At 68.5% G+C, this 17,294-nt stretch carries 19 protein-coding genes; 5 read left to right on the forward strand and 14 right to left on the reverse strand.

Features of this window, described 5'->3' with window-relative positions:
• Positions 1-15: 15 nt before the first annotated feature.
• Entirely contained in the window at positions 16-585 is a 570-nt protein-coding gene (gene rsmD, locus AVJ23_RS08050) for a 16S rRNA (guanine(966)-N(2))-methyltransferase RsmD (protein WP_058861666.1), read from the reverse strand.
• A complete protein-coding gene (locus AVJ23_RS08055; RefSeq protein WP_058861972.1) occupies positions 582-1,787 on the reverse strand; it encodes an NAD(P)/FAD-dependent oxidoreductase in 1,206 nt (401 codons plus the stop codon). The genes rsmD and AVJ23_RS08055 overlap by 4 nt, the downstream gene beginning before the upstream one ends.
• An 82-nt stretch (positions 1,788-1,869) precedes the next feature.
• Here AVJ23_RS08055 and AVJ23_RS08060 point away from each other — a divergent pair, with 82 nt between their 5' ends.
• Positions 1,870-2,358 (forward strand): peroxiredoxin, encoded by a 489-nt coding sequence (locus tag AVJ23_RS08060; protein ID WP_058861667.1) that lies wholly within the window; start codon positions 1,870-1,872, stop codon positions 2,356-2,358.
• A gap of 48 nt (positions 2,359-2,406) precedes the next feature.
• Here AVJ23_RS08060 and AVJ23_RS08065 read toward each other — a convergent pair whose 3' ends face one another.
• The 6 genes from AVJ23_RS08065 to AVJ23_RS08090 form a co-directional block, all read right to left on the reverse strand.
• Positions 2,407-2,700: a 4a-hydroxytetrahydrobiopterin dehydratase gene (locus AVJ23_RS08065; protein WP_058861668.1), complete on the reverse strand. Its 294-nt coding sequence runs from the start codon at positions 2,698-2,700 to the stop codon at positions 2,407-2,409.
• A complete protein-coding gene (locus AVJ23_RS08070) occupies positions 2,697-3,893 on the reverse strand; it encodes a GNAT family N-acetyltransferase (RefSeq protein WP_058861669.1) in 1,197 nt (398 codons plus the stop codon). Before AVJ23_RS08070 ends, AVJ23_RS08065 begins: the two co-directional genes overlap by 4 nt.
• 34 nt (positions 3,894-3,927) lie before the next feature.
• Positions 3,928-4,686, reverse strand: coding sequence for a glycerophosphodiester phosphodiesterase family protein (locus AVJ23_RS08075; RefSeq protein ID WP_169795931.1), 759 nt, complete (start codon positions 4,684-4,686; stop codon positions 3,928-3,930).
• Positions 4,683-5,147 carry a RidA family protein gene (locus tag AVJ23_RS08080; RefSeq protein WP_058861671.1) on the reverse strand — a complete coding sequence of 155 codons (465 nt, stop codon included), beginning with the start codon at positions 5,145-5,147 and terminating at the stop codon, positions 4,683-4,685. Before AVJ23_RS08080 ends, AVJ23_RS08075 begins: the two co-directional genes overlap by 4 nt.
• Positions 5,148-5,354: 207 nt before the next feature.
• Positions 5,355-6,659, reverse strand: a complete 1,305-nt coding sequence (locus tag AVJ23_RS08085) for an HlyD family type I secretion periplasmic adaptor subunit (RefSeq protein WP_058861672.1) — start codon at positions 6,657-6,659, stop codon at positions 5,355-5,357.
• Positions 6,656-8,389 carry a type I secretion system permease/ATPase gene (locus AVJ23_RS08090; protein ID WP_058861673.1) on the reverse strand — a complete coding sequence of 578 codons (1,734 nt, stop codon included), beginning with the start codon at positions 8,387-8,389 and terminating at the stop codon, positions 6,656-6,658. Before AVJ23_RS08090 ends, AVJ23_RS08085 begins: the two co-directional genes overlap by 4 nt.
• A gap of 190 nt (positions 8,390-8,579) precedes the next feature.
• On the opposite strand from AVJ23_RS08090, the gene AVJ23_RS08095 reads away from it, so the two are divergent.
• Complete coding sequence (locus tag AVJ23_RS08095; RefSeq protein ID WP_058861674.1) at positions 8,580-9,332, forward strand: MlaA family lipoprotein; 753 nt, start codon at positions 8,580-8,582, stop codon at positions 9,330-9,332.
• Position 9,333: 1 nt separating this feature from the next.
• A complete protein-coding gene (locus tag AVJ23_RS08100; protein WP_205626843.1) occupies positions 9,334-9,921 on the forward strand; it encodes an MlaC/ttg2D family ABC transporter substrate-binding protein in 588 nt (195 codons plus the stop codon).
• A gap of 45 nt (positions 9,922-9,966) precedes the next feature.
• Here AVJ23_RS08100 and AVJ23_RS08105 read toward each other — a convergent pair whose 3' ends face one another.
• The gene (locus AVJ23_RS08105; RefSeq protein ID WP_058861675.1) at positions 9,967-12,162 is read right to left on the reverse strand and encodes a transglycosylase domain-containing protein; all 2,196 of its coding nucleotides are present in this window, start codon (positions 12,160-12,162) and stop codon (positions 9,967-9,969) included.
• Between the two features lie 255 nt (positions 12,163-12,417).
• Between AVJ23_RS08105 and AVJ23_RS08110 the strand changes: the two genes are divergently transcribed.
• Together AVJ23_RS08110 and AVJ23_RS08115 are read left to right on the forward strand one after the other, a co-directional pair.
• Positions 12,418-12,756: a P-II family nitrogen regulator gene (locus AVJ23_RS08110; RefSeq protein ID WP_058861676.1), complete on the forward strand. Its 339-nt coding sequence runs from the start codon at positions 12,418-12,420 to the stop codon at positions 12,754-12,756.
• Between the two features lie 32 nt (positions 12,757-12,788).
• Positions 12,789-14,126 (forward strand): ammonium transporter, encoded by a 1,338-nt coding sequence (locus AVJ23_RS08115; protein WP_058861677.1) that lies wholly within the window; start codon positions 12,789-12,791, stop codon positions 14,124-14,126.
• Positions 14,127-14,287: 161 nt separating this feature from the next.
• On the opposite strand, the gene AVJ23_RS08120 is transcribed toward AVJ23_RS08115, so the two are convergent.
• The 5 genes from AVJ23_RS08120 to recO all read right to left on the reverse strand — a co-directional run bounded on the left by AVJ23_RS08120 (position 14,288) and on the right by recO (position 17,277).
• Positions 14,288-15,058 carry a FadR/GntR family transcriptional regulator gene (locus AVJ23_RS08120; protein ID WP_058861678.1) on the reverse strand — a complete coding sequence of 257 codons (771 nt, stop codon included), beginning with the start codon at positions 15,056-15,058 and terminating at the stop codon, positions 14,288-14,290.
• Positions 15,059-15,122: 64 nt separating this feature from the next.
• Positions 15,123-15,578: a molybdenum cofactor biosynthesis protein MoaE gene (locus tag AVJ23_RS08125; RefSeq protein WP_437176750.1), complete on the reverse strand. Its 456-nt coding sequence runs from the start codon at positions 15,576-15,578 to the stop codon at positions 15,123-15,125.
• A 1-nt stretch (position 15,579) separates the two neighbouring features.
• On the reverse strand, positions 15,580-15,825 hold the full coding sequence (gene moaD, locus AVJ23_RS08130; protein ID WP_058861679.1) for a molybdopterin converting factor subunit 1: 246 nt from the start codon (positions 15,823-15,825) through the stop codon (positions 15,580-15,582).
• Positions 15,825-16,490 carry a CDP-diacylglycerol--glycerol-3-phosphate 3-phosphatidyltransferase gene (pgsA, locus tag AVJ23_RS08135; protein ID WP_058861680.1) on the reverse strand — a complete coding sequence of 222 codons (666 nt, stop codon included), beginning with the start codon at positions 16,488-16,490 and terminating at the stop codon, positions 15,825-15,827. The genes moaD and pgsA overlap by 1 nt, the downstream gene beginning before the upstream one ends.
• 55 nt (positions 16,491-16,545) lie before the next feature.
• On the reverse strand, positions 16,546-17,277 hold the full coding sequence (gene recO / locus AVJ23_RS08140; RefSeq protein ID WP_058861681.1) for a DNA repair protein RecO: 732 nt from the start codon (positions 17,275-17,277) through the stop codon (positions 16,546-16,548).
• Positions 17,278-17,294: the final 17 nt, after the last annotated feature.

A 17,294-nucleotide genomic window follows, 5' to 3' on the forward strand; every position in this document is an offset into this window, starting at 1 on the left:
CGCAGCATCGCCGTGTCAGGTCGCGCCCCCGGACGCGCGCAGCAGCGTGACATGGGTGTCGCCGTAGCGCCGTGTCTCGACCGCGTCAAAGCCCGGCGGCGCGGGTTGCGGGGCGCTTTCCTCCCAGACGATCAGCGCGCCCGGGGCCAGCCAGCCTTGCGCCTGCGCCCCGCTCAGCGCGGTCTCGCCCAGCCCCGCGCCATAGGGCGGATCGAGGAAGACGAGCGCGCAGGGCGCCTCGGCCGGGGGCAGGCGCGTGGCGTCGCAGCCGAGGACACGCGCCCGGTCGGCACAGCCCAGAAGCTCGACATTCTGCCGCAACAGGCGCAAGGCAACGCGGCCCCGGTCGACGAAGCTGCAGGAGGTGGCGCCGCGTGACAGCGCCTCCAGCCCCAGCGCCCCGGTGCCGGCAAAGAGGTCCAGCACGCGCGCGCCCTCGAAGGGATCGCCGAAGCGCCCGCCGGCCAGCATGTTGAACAGCGCCTCGCGCACCCGGTCGGTGGTGGGGCGCAGATGCGCGCCGGCATCGCCCCTGCCCACGGCGGCCAGCCGCCGGCCGCGCCAGTCGCCCGCGATGATCCTCACGCCTTGAGCAGCGGCTTGAGATTGGCGGAGGGGTCGGCGACCACGGCGGGGTCGGCGCTCTTGCCCGCCTCGATCAGGCGTTTGCCGACCATGTAGGCGCGGCTGTCATTCATCGCGTCCACCGCAAGCAGCTTGTCACCGGCATAGTACCAATGCGACTGTGCGCCCTCGGCCTTGCGCGTGACGATCCGGTCATAGCCGGTGTTGAGCCCGGCGATCTGCAGCTTGCACTCATACTGGTCCGACCAGAACCACGGCTTGGCCACGTAGGCCCGGCCGGCCCCCATGATGTTGTCGGCCACCAGCTCGCCCATGTCGATCGCGTTGCCCACCGATTCCAGCCGCATCCGCGCATCGCCCGCCGGGAAGGAGGCGCAGTCGCCGGCCGCCCAGATCCGCGGGTCCGAGGTCTGGCCCAGCGCGTTCACGCTGATGCCGTTGTCGATCTCCAGCCCCGCCGCCTCGGCCAGCGCCGTGGCCGGCGTGATGCCCACGCCCACGATGGCGAAATCGATCTCGATCGTGCTCCCGTCGCCCAGCTCGGCCCCGGTCACATGGGTGTCGCCCAGCAGGCGGACCAGCCCGGTGCCCTCGCGGATGTCGACGCCCTGCGCGGCATGCAGATCGCGGAAATAGTCCGAGGTCTCGGGCGCGGCGACGCGTTGCAGGATGCGCTCGGCCGCCTCGACCAGCACGACCTTCAGGCCCAGTTTCGCGGCCACCGCCGCGGCCTCCAGCCCGATATAGCCGCCGCCCACGATCAGCACGCGCGCGCCTTTGGTGAAGCGCGGCGCCATCGCGTCCACGTCGCGCAGGGTGCGCACCACGTGCACCCCCTCCAGCTCGCCCCCGATGGCGGCGGGCAGGCGCCGCGGCACCGACCCGGTGCAAAGCGCCAGCTGGTCATAGGCAAAGCTGTGGCCCCCCGCCACGACCTGTTGGTCGGCGCGGTCGATCGCCACCGCCGTGTCCGACAGGTGCAGCGTCACGTCATTGTCGGCATAGAAGCTCTCGGGCCGCAGGAACAGGCGGTCCAGCGTCATCCTGCCCAGCAGGTAATCCTTGGACAAGGGCGGGCGCTGGTAGGGCACCACGGGTTCCTCGCCGATCACCGTCACCGGATCACGATAGCCCTGCGCGCGCAGCCGCGCCACGAGCGAGGCCGCCGCCTGCCCGGCCCCGATCACCACAACACCGCTCATCTGCTCCTCCGCCATTTGTTTGTTCCGCGGCTAGGCTATAGTCCCGTCATCAGGAAACGCAAACGCAAGGAGATACGGGACAATGGTGATTTCGGTGGGCGACAAGCTGCCCGAGGCAAAGCTGGTGCGGATGGGCGCCGATGGCCCCGAGACGGTCGATCTGGACAGCCTGACCAAGGGCCGCAAGGTGGTGATCTTCGCGCTGCCGGGGGCCTTCACGGGCACCTGCACCACGGCCCATGTGCCCAGCTTCATGCGCACCAAGGCCGATTTCGACGACAAGGGCGTGGACGAGATCATCTGCATCTCGGTCAACGACCCGTTCGTGATGGATGCCTGGGGCAAGTCCACCGGCGCGACCGAGGCCGGGCTGACCTTTCTCGGCGATGCCGATGCGTCCTTCACCAAGGCGATGGGCATGGATTTCTCGGCCCCGCCGGCCGGGCTGATCGACCGGTCCAAGCGCTACGCGATGTATGTCGAGGACGGCATGATCAAGCTGCTGCAGGCCGAGGACAGCCCGGGCACCTGCGAGGTCTCGGGCGGCGAGGCCATGCTCTCGGCGATCTGAGTCGGGGCGGGCGGCCGGTGCGCCCGGCCGCCCCCGTTTCACGTGGGCTCAGCTGAGCCCGTCCAGCTTGCGCGCCATCTTGGCGTCGAGCGAGGACAGCCCGCCCACGTCATGCGTGGTCAGCGTGACCTCGACCTTGTTGTAGACATTCGACCATTCGGGATGGTGATCCCATTTCTCGGCATAGAGCGCGGCCTTGGTCATCCATGCGAAGGCGGCCACGAAATTCTCGAACTCGAAGGTCTTGTGGATCGCGTCCTGGCCGTCGACCATGGCCCAGCCGGTGGCAAAAAGCGGCTCCAGCACCGTCTTGCGGGCGGTATCCGACAGTTTCTCGGTCATTCCTGTTCCTCCTGCCTGTCCTTGCGGAACGGCCCATAGGCGGTGAGGATCTCGATATCCTCGCCCACCGCGGCGCGTTCCGCCGTGAGATAACGGGCCACCGCGTCGCGGAACCCTGCATCGGCGAGCCAGTGCAGCGAATGGGTCTCTGCCGGCAGATACCCGCGCGCCAGCTTGTGCTCGCCCTGCGCCCCCGCCTCGACCCTTTTCAGCCCGTGTTCAATGGCGAAATCGATGGCCTGATAGTAACACGCTTCGAAATGCAGGCAGGGATGATCCTCGACGCAGCCCCAGTATCGGCCGAAAAGCGCCTCGCGGCCGATGAAGTTCAGCGCACCGGCCACATAGTCGCCGTCCCGCTCGGCCATGACCAGCGCGATGTCGTCGCGCAGCTCGGCCTGCGCGATCTCGAAGAACTCCCGCGTCAGGTAGGGCGAGCCCCATTTCCGCGCGCCGGTGTCCTGGTAGAAGATCCAGAACGCGTCCCAGTGCTCGGGGCGGATGGCATCGCCGGTCAGCATGTGGATCCTGCCGCCGAAATCTTGCGCGGTGCGGCGTTCCTTGCGGATGTTCTTGCGCTTGCGCGAACTCAGCGAGGCCAGGAAGGCGTCGAAATCGGCATAGTCGCGATTGTACCAGTGGAATTGCTGGGTCGTGCGGCGCAGCAGGCCCATCTCCTCGCCGGCCTCGGCCTCTGCCCGCGTGCAGAAGGTCGCGTGCAGCGAAGACAGCCCGTAATTCTCGGCGAACTGGATCGCCCCCTGCACCAGCGCCGACAGGCCCGTCGCCTCCAGCCCCGGCCGTGTCAGAAACCGCCGCCCGGTCGCCGGGGTGAAGGGCACCGCGATCTGCAGCTTGGGGTAATAGCGCCCGCCCGCATTCTCCAGCGCATGGGCCCAGCTGTGGTCGAAGATGTACTCGCCCTGGCTGTGCCCCTTGGCATAGAGCGGCGCCACCGCGATCACCTGCTCCTCCATCCGCGCCACGAGGTAATGCGGCTCCCAGCCGGTGCCCGGCCCGACCGAGCCGCTATCCTCCAGCGCCTTGAGGAACCGGTAGGTGGTGAACGGGTCGACCGGGCGCCCCTCGGCCGCCTCGGGGCAGGCGCAGGCATCCCAATCCGCTTGGGCGATCTGCGACAGGTCGGACAGCGCGTCGACCGTGACGATGGGGGCGTGGCTCTGATCGGTCATGGCACAAGGCAATCTGGCATGCCCGGCCCGGGGTTCAAGGCGCGTAGCCTTCGAAGGTGATGTTGTCCGCCACCCGCCGCGCCGCTGCCTCTTCCGCGGGCGAGCGGATCGTCCATGTCAGCACCGGCAGCCCCTCGGACCGGATCTCGGCCAGGCGCGGCGCGTCCAGCGCGCGGTGGTCATGGCTGACGAAAGAGCCGCCCACGCGCGACAGGTCACCGATCGCGGTCAGCGCGGCGCGCCGCTCCTCGGGCACCTCCGGCCAGTCCGCGGCGGCAAAGGCGCAGGTGGTCAGGCCGCGCGGGAGGGCGGGCACGGCCCGGCCCAGCGCGGTCATGCTGTGCGGGTTGAAGGACATGCAGGCCACCGGCCCGGCATAGCCGGACAGCGCTGCGGCCGCGGCCTCCTCCAGCGCGCCAACCCCGGGGCCCAGTGCGCCATCCTGGTCCTTGATCTCGACCAGCAGCGGCACGCGCCCGCCCACGATCTGCAGGATCTCGGACAGGGTCGGGATCCCCTCGTCGCCGCCCGACAGCGCGATTCGGGCCAGCGCGTCGGCATCCCGGGCGCGGACCGGCCCGCTCTCGCCGGTCAGCCGGTCCAGCGTCTCGTCGTGGAACACCATGGCCACGCCATCGCGCGACAGCTGCAGGTCGATCTCGATCCCGTAGCCCGCCTCGATCGCGGCCCGCACCGCGGCGCGCGAGTTCTCGGGCCGGCCCGCCGCGCGGTCATGCAGCGCGCGATGGGCCAGCGGGACGCTCAGGAAGGGCTCGGGCAGGGACGTCATCACGCGATCTCGAAGATGCCTTCGATCTCGACCGCCACGTTGAAGGGCAGGGCGCCCGCCGACACGGCCGAGCGCGAATGCCGGCCCGCATCGCCCAGCACCTCGACCAGGAGGTCCGAGGCACCGTTGATCACCTTGGGCTGGTCACCGAATTCGGGGGTGGAGTTGACGAAGCCGGTCAGCTTGACCACCCGGGTCAGCCGCGACAGGTCGCCACCGCAGGCCGCGCGCACCTGTGCCAGCAGGCTCAGCGCGCAATGCCGCGCCGCGTCGGCCCCGGCCTCCACGTCCAGCTCGGCCCCCAGCTTGCCGGTGATCAGCGCGCCATCGGACATGCTGACCTGGCCCGAGACGAAGACGAGATTGCCGCTGGTCACGTAGGGCACGTAATTCGCGGCCGGGGCGGGGGCATCCGGCAGGCTCAGGCCCAGCTCGCTCAGGCGGGTTTCGACGGCATTGCTCATGGCGCTCTCCTTGCAGGGCTGTTCGCGCGCGACGCTAGACGCCTGCCGGGGCAAAGGAAATCCCCCGCAGGCAGGAAACCGTGCCACGGGCGCGGCCCGGCGGCAGGGGCGTCAGGCCGGCCACGCGCGGCCGAGGCCGGCGGGCGCAGCCCCGCCGGACGAGAGGCCCTGCGCGCCGCAAGGCGCTCCTTCTGACAGGACACTGTGTCAGCTTTCGCGGAAGGCCTTGGCAAAATAGTCGGTGAAGGGCTTGACCAGATAGGCCAGCGGCGTGCGGTCCTCAGTGCGGATGAAGGCCTCCACCGGCATGCCGGGGATCAGGGTCGAGCCCTCGGGCAGCCGTTCAAGCTCCCCCTCGCTCAGCACGATCTCGGCCCGGTAATAGCGGATGCGCGAGGATTCGTCCTCGAACGCGTCGGCCGAGATCTGCACCACCGTGCCGAACAGCTCGGGCGTGCGCCGCTGGTCCAGCGACGAGAAGCGCAGCGACACCTCCTGGTCGACGAAAAGCTGGTCGATATGGATCGGCTCCACCTGCGCGGCGATCACCAGCGGCCGGTCCTGCGGCACGATGAACAGCACCGGGTCGGCCGGCCGGATGACCGAGCGTTCGGCAAAGACCGTCAGCCCGTAGATCACGCCCGAGACCGGCGCGGTGATCTCCATCCGGGTCAGCTGCTCCTTGATCGAACGGCGGCGCTCGGCCAGCTCGCGTTCGCGGAACTGCAGGTCGCGCAGCTCGGTGATGGCCTCCTCGCGGCGCCGCGTCTCGAGGCCGAGGATCTGGATGTCCAGCTCGGTGATGCGGCCCTCGGCCTGCGCCTTCTGCGCCGTCAGCTCGCCCACGCTGCCCGACAGGCGCGACTTCTCGCGCTGCAGCGCGAGCACCTCGCTGGCCCGGGTCAGCCCGCCGGCCAGCAGCTCCTCCTTGTTGACCAGCTCGGTCTCGATCAGCTCCAGCTGCTCGGACAGGGCGGTCTGCTGCGCCTCGATGCCCAGCACCTGGTCGCGGATCTGGTCGCCGCGCTTGTCCAGCTGCTCGATCTCGCGCGCCACCGAATCGCGCCGCGCGATGAACAGGTTGCGCTGCCCGTCGACCAGCTCGGCCACCTCGGCATCGGTCTCGGCCCGCTCCAGCAGCGCCTCGGGAAAGACGATCTCCTCCGAGACATCCCGCTCGGCCTGCAGCCGGGCGCGCCGCGCCATCAGCTCGTAATACTGGCCCTCGACGATGGTCAGCTCCGAGCGCAGCAGCGTCGGGTCCAGCTTGATCAGCACGTCACCCGCGGCCACCGTGTCGCCCTCGTCCACGAGGATCTCCGAGACGACGCCGCCATCGGGATGCTGAACCACCTGCCGGTTCTGGTCCACCTCGATCGAGCCAGAGGCGATGATCGCGCCCGAGATATTGGTGGTGGCGGCCCATGTGCCGAAGCCCCCCACCAGGATGGCCAGCGCGATCAGGCCCAGCGTCATGGGCGCGCGCAGGGAAAATTTCTGGGTCTCGCTCATCTCACCCCTCCCGGGCCGGCATTCTGCTGGATCTGCTGGTGGTTCTGCACCATCTTGCGCAGCACCTCGTCCTTGGGCCCGAAAGCCGCGCGGCTGCCGCCCTCGATCATCAGCAACAGGTCGCATTCACGGATCGCCGCCGGCCGGTGCGCCATGATCAGCACCGATTTGCCCTGCTCCTTGAAGCTGCGGATCGCCTTGTTCACCGCTTCCGAGCCCTCGTTGTCGAGATTGGAATTCGGCTCGTCCAGCACCAGCAGCACCGGGTCGCCATACATGGCGCGGGCCAGCCCGATGCGCTGCATCTGCCCGCCCGACAGTCGCCCGCCCGCGGCGGTGACCCGCGTGTCATAGCCCTGCGGCAGTTTCAGGATCATCTCATGCGCATCGGCCTTCTGCGCCGCCGCGACCACCTGTTCGGCATCGGGCTGCGGCGACAGGCGGGCGATATTCTCGGCGATGGTGCCGTCGAACAGCGTGACGCGCTGCGGCAGGTAGCCCACGTGCTGGCCCAGCACGTCCGGGCCGTACTGGTCCAGCGAGGCACCGTCGAGCCGGATCTTGCCGCCCGCCGGTCGCCAGATGCCGGTCAGCGCGCGCGCCAGCGTCGACTTGCCCGAGCCCGACGGCCCGATGACGCCGACGGCCTGCCCCGGGGCCAGGCTGAACGAGACCAGCCGCAGCGCCGCCTGCTGCTCGCCCGGCGGCACCACGGTCAGCTGCTGCACGTCCAGCTGCGCCTTGGGCCGCGGCAGCGCGGTGCGCTCCGCCTCGGGCGGCACCTCGCTCAGCAGCTGGGCCAGGTTGGCCCAGCCCTTGCGCGCCCGCTCGACCAGCGCCCATTGCCCGATGGCCAGCTCGATCGGTGCCAGCGCACGGCCCGTCAGGATCGAGCCCGCGATCATCGCCCCCGGCGTCAGCTCGTTCTGCAGAACGAGGTAGGCGCCCAGACCCAGCATGGCCGATTGCAGCAGCAGCCGGAAGGACTTGGTCATCGTGGTGAAGGTGCCGGTCAGGTCCGCGCTCTTGATCTGCCCCTCGAGCGAGGCGGCCCGCGCCTGCATCCAGCGCAGGAAGGCAAAGCGGCGCATCCCCAGCGCCTGCACCATCTCGGCCTCCTGCCGGATCTGCTCGGCGGTCTTCTCGGCCTGCATCACGGCCATGTTGGACTTCACCGCGGGCGCGCGGGTGACCCACTGGTTGACCACGGTGATCACCACCAGCACCGCGCCGCCGGTCAACGCCAGAAGGCCCAGCCACGGATGGAAGATCGAGATGGCGATCAGGAAGACCGGCGTCCAGGGGATGTCGAACCCGGCCATCAGCACGGGCGAGGACATCAGGCGCTGGATCGATTCGAGGTCGCGCAGCCCGGTCTGGGCCAGCTCGTCCGGCTGCACCGCCGAGCGGCGCACCACCGCGTCGAAGACCCGCAGATCCAGCGCGTTCTGGAACCGGGCCGCCACCCGGCCCATGACACGGCCGCGCACATAGTCGAGGATCCCCATCATCGAGTAGAGGAAGACCACCAGCACCGACAGCGCGATCAGCGTCGCCTCCGAGCGCGAGCCCAGCACGCGGTCATAGACCTGCAGCATGTAGAGCGGGCCGGTCAGCATCAGCAGGTTCACGAAGAAGCTGAAAATCGCGACGAACCAGTAATAGGGCCGGCTCTGACGCCGCGCCGCCTTCAACTCGTCGAGGCCGGTATTCTTTCGTGTCGTACTCATGAGCGCCTGTCCGCCTTCGATCGTGTTCCGGGCCGCCTGTCTGCCATGTGTGCTGGTCTTTCTTGTCGCCGATATGCCACAAGCCGGATTAATAAGGCATCCATGGATGGGTCCCGGGAATATGCTACTAAATCGTCTTGTAGGGAAATCGGCCGGTTTCCCAAAGCCATTTGATCAAGGAGCGCAGCAGATGCGTGCCATGCGTGCGGTTTTCGCAGCCAGCCTCGTCTCGGCCGTCGCGGCCTGCTCGGTCCCCGGGCCGGGCGAGGCGCCCGACGGGATCCACGACCCCTACGAGGCGACCAATCGCAAGGTCCACGCCTTCAACCGCAACGTGGATCAGGCCTTTTTCAGCGGCTCGCGGCGCGAGACACGCGAGCCCGGCCCCGTGGCGCAGGATTTCCAGCTGCTGGTCGGCAATTTCGCCGACACGGTCTCGCTGCCGCGCACGGTGGTGAACCAGGTGCTGCAGGGCCGGCTGGGGGCCGCCTCGCGCAACACGCTGCGCTTCTCGCTCAATGCCACGCTGGGCTTCGGGGGGCTGGGCGATTTCGCCTCAGAGCTGGGGCTGGAGCGGGACGAATCCGATTTCGGCGAAACGCTGGCGGTCTGGGGCGTGCCCGAGGGCGCCTACCAGACCCTGCCGCTGATCGGCCCCTCGACCGAGCGCGACACGGCCGGGCGGGTCGTGGATCTTTTCACCGACCCGCTGAGTTACGTTGTTCCAAGGCCGCAACGCTACGTGGGCACCGCGGCACGCGCGCTGGACACGGTCGGCGAGCGTGCGCGCTACTCTGGCGCGGTCGAGGATGTTCTGTATGACAGCGCCGACGGCTATGCCCAGCTGCGCCTGATCTACCTGCAGAACCGCCGGTTCGAACTTGGAGAGGATGCCCCGGGCGGCGAGATCGACCCGATGGCGATTGATACGGAAGGATTTTGAGATGACCCTGCAGCTGACCCGCCGTCATTTTCTGTACGGTGCCGCGGCCTGCGCCGCGCTGCCTGCCACCGCCCATGCCCTGACCGAGAGCCAGGCGCGCGGCATGGTCAACGGGCTGGTGGGCGAGATCAACCGCGTCATCGCCTCGGGCAAGTCCGAGCGCGCCATGTACGGCGATTTCGAGCGGATCTTCAAGAAATACGCCGATACCCGCACCATCGCGGCCTATGCGATGGGGGTCGATGCGCGGCGCGCCTCGAACGCGCAGCGCGCCGCCTTCACCGAGGCCTTCACCGGTTACATCTCGCGCAAGTATGGCGCGCGCTTCCGCGAGTTCCGCGGCGGCCAGCTCGAGGTGACCGGGGTCAAGCGGGTCAAGAACTACTACCAGGTGGGCACCACCGCCTACCTGCCGGGCGAGTCGCCCTTCGCGGTCGATTTCCACGTCTCGGACAACAACAGGTTCTTCAACCTTTATATCGAGGGGGTGAACATGCTGCTGACCGAACGCTCCGAGATCGGCGCCATGCTCGACCGGCGCCGCGGCGATATCGACGCGATGATCGCCGACCTGCGCAAGGCGGGCTGATCCCGGCCCGCAGGGTGGCTTGGCCATCCTGCGGGCGCCGGCGGCTCAGTTGCCGCCCAAGATGTCGCGCAGCACCTGCTGCAGCACGCCCTCGCGCACCCGTTCCCGACCACGATCATCGACCTGCGGCGCGGGCTGCGGCGCCTGCTGGCGCGGCTCGGGCGCGGCCACGGGGCGGGCCGGGGCCTCCATCGGCAGGGGGCGCACGGGCAGCCCCTCGTGCACCCGGGTCATGACCTCGCCCCAGATCTCGGCCGGCAGGCCGCCGCCCGTCACCCCGGTCAGCGGCGTGTTGTCGTCATAGCCCATCCAGACACCGGCCACGTAATCGGCGGTGAAGCCCACGAACCATGCATCCCGCGCCTCCTGGCTGGTGCCGGTCTTGCCTGCCGCCGGGCGCTCGCCCAGCCGCGCCCGCCGGCCCGAGCCTTCCGAGACAACCTTCTCCATCATCCAGGTCAGCTGCGCCGCCGCGCCGGGGCGGATCACCCGCTCGCCGATGCCGCCGCCCGCACCCATCAGCGCATCATTGTCGCCGCGCAGGCGCAGCTCGCGCAGCCCGTAGGGCGTGACCGACGACCCGCCGTTCAGGATGCCGGCATAGGCGCCGGTCATCTCGATCAGCGTGGCCTCGGACGTGCCGAGCGCCATGGCCGGCGTATCATGCAGATCGCGCACGATGCCGAAATCCCGCGCCACGCGCATCACCAGGTCGCGCCCCACCGATTCCGAGACCTTCACCGCGGGGATGTTCAACGAGTGTTTCAGCGCGTCGGTCAGCGTCACACGGCCCTTGTAATTGCGCGTGTAATTCTCGGGGCACCATTGGCCCGAACCGGGGATGTTCATGCAGAAGGGCTCGTCCACCACCGTGTCCAGCGGCGAATGCCCCAGCTCCAGCGCGGTGGCATAGACGAAGGGCTTGAAGGCAGAGCCGGTTTGCCGCACCGCTTGCGACGCGCGGTTGAACAGCCCCGTGGCATCCGTGTCGCGCCCGCCCACCATCGCGCGCACCGCGCCATCGGCGGTCATCACCACCACGGCCACCTCGGCCTCGGACCCCTCGCGCACCTTCTCCGAGAACACCTTGTCCACCGCCGCGGCCGTCGCGGCCTGCAGCCGGGGATCGAAGGTGGTGGCGATCACCACGTCCTCGGTCGTGTCGCGGGTGAAGAATTCCGGGCCCGACTGCATCACCCAGTCGGCGAAATAGCCGCCCTTCAGCCCGCCGGCCGCCTCGGACAAGGTGGCGGGCTGGTTCTGGTAGCGGGTCATCTCGGCCTCGCTCAGATAGCCCTGCTCGTGCATCAGGCGCAGCACCGTGGCCGCCCGGTCCTGCGAGCGCTTGAGGTTCGAGGTCGGAGCGAGCCGCGTCGGCGCGGTCAGAAGCCCCGCGATCATCGCCGCCTCGGCCGGGTTCAGCGCCGCGGCGGGTTTCGAGAAATAGCGCTGTGCCGCCGCCTCGGCCCCGTAGGCCCCGCCGCCCATATAGGCACGGTTGAGATAGATCGAGAGGATCTCGTTCTTGCTGTACTTGGCCTCCATCGCCATGGCGTAGATGGCTTCCTTGGCCTTGCGCGCCAGTGACGAGCGCCGGCAATCGGCGATGTAATCGGCCTCGCTGTCCCATTCCTCGGGATCGAAGACCGTGCCCAGGCAGAGCAGCTTGGCGGTCTGCTGCGTGATAGTCGAGCCGCCATGGCCCGACAGCGCGCTGCGCCCCTCGCTCAGGTTGATGCGGATGGCGCCCGCGATGCCGCGCGGCGAGACCCCGAAATGGCGATAGAAGCGCCGGTCCTCGGTGGCGACCACCGCGTTCTTCAGATGCGGCGAGACGCTGTCGGCGGTCACCACGCCGCCGAACTGGTCGCCGCGCAGGGCAAAGACCTCGCCCCGCCGGTCGAGCAGCGTGACCGAGCCGCGGGCCCGCCCGTCCACCTGCGCCGAGGCCTCGGGCAGGGTGGAATGCACGTACCAGACCGCCGCGCCGATGATCAGCGCCACGACCACTGTGGCCGACAGGGTGACGCGCCAGACCAGCCGCAGGATCCAGCGGACCAGCGCGGTGATCAGCCCGATCGGCCCCCGGCGTTGGCGGGCGGGCTTGCGCGCGGGTTTGCGCGCCGGCTTGCGCTTGGGAGCCGGCTTGGCCTGCCCCTTGCCCGCGGCCTTGGGGCCGGGGGATTTCGGATAGCGACGATCCGCGACAAGCCGCTTCGGCTTCCGTCCATTGGTACTCATGAGAAAACGCTGCCCGTACTTTTGTTGTCCCGACAATACCGCGTCTGCCGGGGAATGTTGACCATCCCCGACCCGCGCCAGGCTTTATTTTACGCCTAAAAAGTGGGCGACAATCAAATAATGCACAAAAATTATACGCAAACCCAGGATGAAGCCGGCCGGAAAGCGCGCTTTTCCTTCTATTTCCCCGCCTCCGGCCTCTTTTCTGCAGGGGCCAAGGCGGGGGCAGCCTCCGCGCGACCAAAGGGGACCAAGGTGAAACTGATCATTGCAACGATCAAGCCGTTCAAGCTGGAGGAAGTGCGGGAAGCGCTTACCGGGATCGGCGTGCGCGGCATGATGGTAACGGAAATCAAGGGCTTCGGCTCTCAATCCGGCCATACCGAAATCTACCGCGGCGCCGAATACGCCGTGAATTTCGTGCCGAAAATCAAGCTCGAAATCGTCGTGTCTGCGGCCATGGCCGATCAGGTGATCGAGACCATCAAGACCACTGCCCAGACCGGCAAGATCGGCGACGGCAAGATCTTCGTACTCGACGTGAGCCAGGCCGTGCGGGTGCGCACCGGCGAAACCGACGCAGACGCGCTCTGACGCGACCAGGGATACAAGAGGGAATCGCATATATGAAACTGCTCAAGACATTCGCGCCGGTGGCCCTGATGATGGCCGCTCCGACGCTCGGCTTCGCGCAGGAGGCGGCCGAGGCTGCCGAAGCGGCCGCGGCGCCGGACATCAACCCCTATATCTTCACCACGCTGCTCTTCCTGATCGGCGGCTTCCTCGTGTTCTGGATGGCCGCGGGCTTTGCCATGCTCGAGGCCGGCCTCGTGCGGTCCAAGAACGTGACCATGCAGCTGACCAAGAACATCGCGCTCTTCTCGATCGCGGCGATCATGTACTGGCTGATCGGCTTCGGGATCATGTATCCCGGTGAATGGCTGATCGAGGGCTGGCTGGGACCGTTCTTCGCGGTGACCTCGCTGGAGCCGGTGGGCCTTGCCGCCGAGGACGCCGCGCTCGACTACGCGTCGGCCGGGTCGGACTTCTTCTTCCAGCTGATGTTCTGCGCCACCACCGCCTCGATCGTCTCGGGCACGCTGGCCGAGCGCATCAAGCTGTGGCCCTTCCTGATCTTCGTCGTCATCCTGACCGGCCTGATCTACCCGATCGAGGCGTCCTGGCAGTGGGGCGGCGGCTGGCTGTCCGAAGCCGGCTTCTCGGACTTCGCCGGCTCGACCCTGGTGCACGCGGCCGGTGGCTTTGCCGCCCTTGCAGGCGCGCTCATCCTCGGCCCGCGGATCGGCAAGTACACCAAGGACAGCAAGACGGTCCCGATGCCCGGTTCGAACCTGGCACTGGCCACGCTCGGCACGTTCATCCTGTGGCTGGGCTGGTTCGGCTTCAACGGCGGCTCGCAGCTGGCCATGGGCACCGTGGGTGACGTGACCGACGTGTCCCGCATCTTCGCCAACACCAACATGGCCGCCGCCTCGGGTGCCGTTGCCGCGCTGCTGCTGACGCAGATCATGTACAAGAAGCCGGACCTGACCATGACGCTGAACGGCGCGCTGGCCGGCCTCGTGTCGATCACCGCCGGCCCGCTCGACCCGACGCTCTTCGGCGCGCTGTGGATCGGTGCCATCGGCGGCGTCATCGTGGTCTTCTCGGTCCCGATGCTGGACAAGATGAAGATCGACGACGTGGTCGGCGCCATCCCGGTCCACCTGCTGGCCGGGATCTGGGGCACCCTCGCGGTTCCGTTCTACACCGAAGGCACCTCCTTCGTGACCCAGATCATCGGCATCGCGGCCATCGGCGCCTTCGTCTTCGTGACCTCGGGCATCGTCTGGCTGATCCTCAAGGCCACCATGGGCATCCGTGTCGGCGAAGAGGAAGAGATCAACGGTCTCGACATGGCCGAGCTGGGCATGGAAGCCTATCCCGAATTCTCGAAGGGCTGAGTCCTCCTTCCACTCAGTCTGACAGAGCACTGGCCCGGGCGCACGCGCCCGGGTTTTTTGCTGCCCGGATCCCGGGTCTGATCGTGGCGGGCAGGGTGCTGCCCGAAATGACGAAAATCCGGCCCGTTTCGTACGAAACGGCGCATTCCAGAGCGCGGGTCTCAGCCCCGGTCGATCTCGCGGCGCAGCCGCTGGCGGGCGATCGCCTCGTTCGCCTCGGCCTTGCGATCGGCAAAGAGCGCCGCCTCGACATAGCCCAGATGCGCCTCCACCGCCGCCCGCGCCGCGCCCGGGTCGCGCGCCTGCAGCGCGTCGTTGATCGCCCGGTGCTGGTCCAGCAGCGCCTCGCGCGTGGTGCGCTGCTTGAACATGATCTGACGGTTGTAGAACACGCCCTCGCGCAGCAGCTGGTACATGGCGCGCATCATGTGCAGCATGATGACATTGTGGCTGGCCTCGATGATCGCCAGGTGGAAATCCGCATCCAATTGCGCCTCCTCGGCCGGGTTGCGCTTGCCATGGGCGATTTCCATCTTGGAAAACAGAGCGTTGATGACCTCCAGGTCGGTCGCCGTGCCGAGCTTTGCAGCGCGCTCGGCCGCCAGCCCCTCCATGTCGCGCCGGAAGGACAGGTAGTCGAACACCGCCTCGTCATGGTTGGCGAAAAGCCCGATCAGCGCCTCGGAGAAGGCCGATCCCAGCACGTCCGAGACATAGATCCCCGCTCCCGCCCGCGCATCCAGCAGCCCGCGCGCCTGCAGCTCGGACACCGCCTCGCGCAGCGAGGGGCGCGACACCCCCAGCCGCTCGGACAGCTCGCGCTCGGAGGGCAGTCGTTCGCCCGGGCGCAGCACGCCACGCAGGATCAACAGTTCGATCTGCTCGACAACGGCAGAGGAGAGTTTCTCGGGCTTGACCCTCTGGAACGGCATGGACGGATCCGGTGAAGCAACGCTGCGCATGACTTAGCCGCAATCGGGGCGCGGCGGAAAGGGGTCACCAGCGACGCAGCGCTGCCTCGTCCTCGTCCCGGGCCGCGACCCAGCCCGCGCCGTCCGCGCCATGTTCCTTCTTCCAGAAGGGCGCGCGGGATTTCAGGTAATCCATCAGGAAATCGGCCGCCTCGAAGGCCGCCTTGCGGTGCCGCGCGGCGGTGGCGACCATCATGATGCGCTCGCCCGCCTGCAGGGGGCCATGCCGGTGGATCACCAGCACCTCGCCCAGCGACCAGCGGGTCGCGGCCTCCTGCGCGATGGCCTCCAGCGCCTTCTCGGTCATGCCGGGATAATGCTCGATCTCCATGCGCTGCAGGTCACCATCCGCGTCGCGCACCACCCCGGTAAAGGTGACCACGGCGCCCAGATCCGTGCGCCCGGCGGCAAACCGGTCGGCCTCGGCGCCGAAATCGAAGGGCGCCTGCTGCACGACGATGCGGATGCGCGGCGCGCCCATCTCAGCCCCCGGTCATCGGCGGGAAGAAGGCGACCTCGCGCACGCCGTCCAGCGGCGCATCGAAATCGGCCAGCTCCTGGTCCACGGCCACGCGCAGCGCGCCCAGATCCGAGAAGGCCATGGCATAACGATCCTCGCGGGCGCGCAGCTCCTCGACCAGCTCGGCCACGGTGGCGGCCCCGGTCTCGACCCGCTCCTTCGGCAGGCCGATCCGCTCGCGGACCCAGGCGAAATAGAGCACCTCCATCAGCTCTCCTCCTTGAGATGCGGGGCGGCCTTGCGGAAATAGTCGATCCCGGTGATCAGGGTCAGCGCGGCGGCGATCCAGAGCAGCGCCAGCCCGATATGCCCGGCCCAGATCATGCCGGTATATTTCCAGCGCAGGCCCAGCTCGTCCGGGACGCGGCCGGCCATGACCTCGTCGAACATGGCCTGGTCCATCCCGTAGCTCGACATGCCGAGATAGTGTTCAAAGACGCCCTGCGCGAAGAGCACGGCGATCGCCACCATCTGCGCGGTGGTCTTCCACTTGGCCAGCTTGGTCACCTTCAGCGTGCCGGCCGTGTCGCCGAGGTATTCGCGCAGTCCCGAGACGAAGACCTCGCGGAACAGGATCACCGTAGCGGGCAGCACCAGCCAGGGCGACATCGAGGAATAGCCCACGATCACCATCAGCGCGATGACCACCATCGCCTTGTCGGCAATCGGGTCCAGCATTGCGCCCAGCTTGGTCTCCTGCTTCCAGGTGCGCGCCAGGTGGCCGTCGAACCAGTCGGTCGCGGCAGCGCCCACGAAGAGCAGCAATGCCGCCCAGTCGGCGAAGGGGCGCGAGAAATACAGGAACATCACCGCCACGCCGGGGGCGGCGAGCAGGCGCAGGACCGTCAGGATATTCGGCAGGTTCAGCTTCATCGTCTCCGTCCTAGCGGGTAACGACCGGCGGCGAAAGGTGTTCCGCGCGCGCCCCTCATCGGCGCGCCTGCCGGTCGAGCCGTTCGACGAAGGCGGCGCGCGCCGCGGGCAGCGGCCGGTCGCCCAGCGAGGCGGCAAGATGATGCGACAGGAAATGCCCCGTCACCCCCAGCGCCTGGACGATCTCGGCATCCTCGGCCGCGCCGTGGCCCAGCAGCACCTCGGGCAGGGGCAGCAGCCGGTCGGCCCAGGCCCCGGCGCCCGCCCGCGTCACCGCGCGTCCGGATTTCGGCGAGACATGGGTCAGCCCCTCGGTGGCGCCGGTGACGGCGCAGCATGACAGGTCCAGCCCGAAGCCCATCTCCTCGAGCAGGGCCAGCTCCCAGCGGAGGTAGGCCAGCGGCCAGAGCGTGACCTGGTCGAGCAGGTCCAGAAGGGTTTCGGTGCGGCGGTAGAGACCGGGATGGGGTTCGCGTTCCGGCAGGCAGAAGGTCAGCAGCGCGGTGACCGCGTTCAGCCCGGCCAGCGTCACCCGGTGGGACATGGCGATGGCGGCCCGCGCGCGCTGCGGCTCGGCCGTGAAGGTGCCCATGTGGTCCTCGAGCCGCGCGCGCCAGGCAAGGTCCAGCTGCGCGCCGGGCTGCAGCATCGGGGCCTGCCGGCGCGAGGCGCCGCCGCGCACGATGCCCGCATGCCGGCCATGCCCGGGCGTGAACACGTCGAGGATCAGGCCGCTTTCGCCATGTTTCCGTGTGCCCAGAAGGATCCCGGTGTCGCGCCACTCCATGGCGCTTAGATGGGCGG

This window comes from Pseudoponticoccus marisrubri (assembly GCF_001482405.1).
GTDB lineage: Bacteria > Pseudomonadota > Alphaproteobacteria > Rhodobacterales > Rhodobacteraceae > Pseudoponticoccus > Pseudoponticoccus marisrubri.

Bases quoted from the DNA above. Each gene is read 5' to 3' on its own strand.
- AVJ23_RS08055 (WP_058861972.1), bottom strand. From the start codon at position 1,787: ATGAGCGGTGTTGTGGTGATCGGGGCCGGGCAGGCGGCGGCCTCGCTC.
- AVJ23_RS08060 (WP_058861667.1), top strand. From the start codon at position 1,870: ATGGTGATTTCGGTGGGCGACAAGCTGCCCGAGGCAAAGCTGGTGCGG.
- AVJ23_RS08065 (WP_058861668.1), bottom strand. From the start codon at position 2,700: ATGACCGAGAAACTGTCGGATACCGCCCGCAAGACGGTGCTGGAGCCG.
- AVJ23_RS08070 (WP_058861669.1), bottom strand. From the start codon at position 3,893: ATGACCGATCAGAGCCACGCCCCCATCGTCACGGTCGACGCGCTGTCC.
- AVJ23_RS08080 (WP_058861671.1), bottom strand. From the start codon at position 5,147: ATGAGCAATGCCGTCGAAACCCGCCTGAGCGAGCTGGGCCTGAGCCTG.
- AVJ23_RS08085 (WP_058861672.1), bottom strand. From the start codon at position 6,659: ATGAGCGAGACCCAGAAATTTTCCCTGCGCGCGCCCATGACGCTGGGC.
- AVJ23_RS08090 (WP_058861673.1), bottom strand. From the start codon at position 8,389: ATGAGTACGACACGAAAGAATACCGGCCTCGACGAGTTGAAGGCGGCG.
- AVJ23_RS08095 (WP_058861674.1), top strand. From the start codon at position 8,580: ATGCGTGCCATGCGTGCGGTTTTCGCAGCCAGCCTCGTCTCGGCCGTC.
- AVJ23_RS08100 (WP_205626843.1), top strand. From the start codon at position 9,334: ATGACCCTGCAGCTGACCCGCCGTCATTTTCTGTACGGTGCCGCGGCC.
- AVJ23_RS08105 (WP_058861675.1), bottom strand. From the start codon at position 12,162: ATGAGTACCAATGGACGGAAGCCGAAGCGGCTTGTCGCGGATCGTCGC.
- AVJ23_RS08115 (WP_058861677.1), top strand. From the start codon at position 12,789: ATGAAACTGCTCAAGACATTCGCGCCGGTGGCCCTGATGATGGCCGCT.
- AVJ23_RS08120 (WP_058861678.1), bottom strand. From the start codon at position 15,058: ATGCCGTTCCAGAGGGTCAAGCCCGAGAAACTCTCCTCTGCCGTTGTC.
- AVJ23_RS08125 (WP_437176750.1), bottom strand. From the start codon at position 15,578: ATGGGCGCGCCGCGCATCCGCATCGTCGTGCAGCAGGCGCCCTTCGAT.
- moaD (WP_058861679.1), bottom strand. From the start codon at position 15,825: ATGGAGGTGCTCTATTTCGCCTGGGTCCGCGAGCGGATCGGCCTGCCG.
- pgsA (WP_058861680.1), bottom strand. From the start codon at position 16,490: ATGAAGCTGAACCTGCCGAATATCCTGACGGTCCTGCGCCTGCTCGCC.
- recO (WP_058861681.1), bottom strand. From the start codon at position 17,277: ATGGAGTGGCGCGACACCGGGATCCTTCTGGGCACACGGAAACATGGC.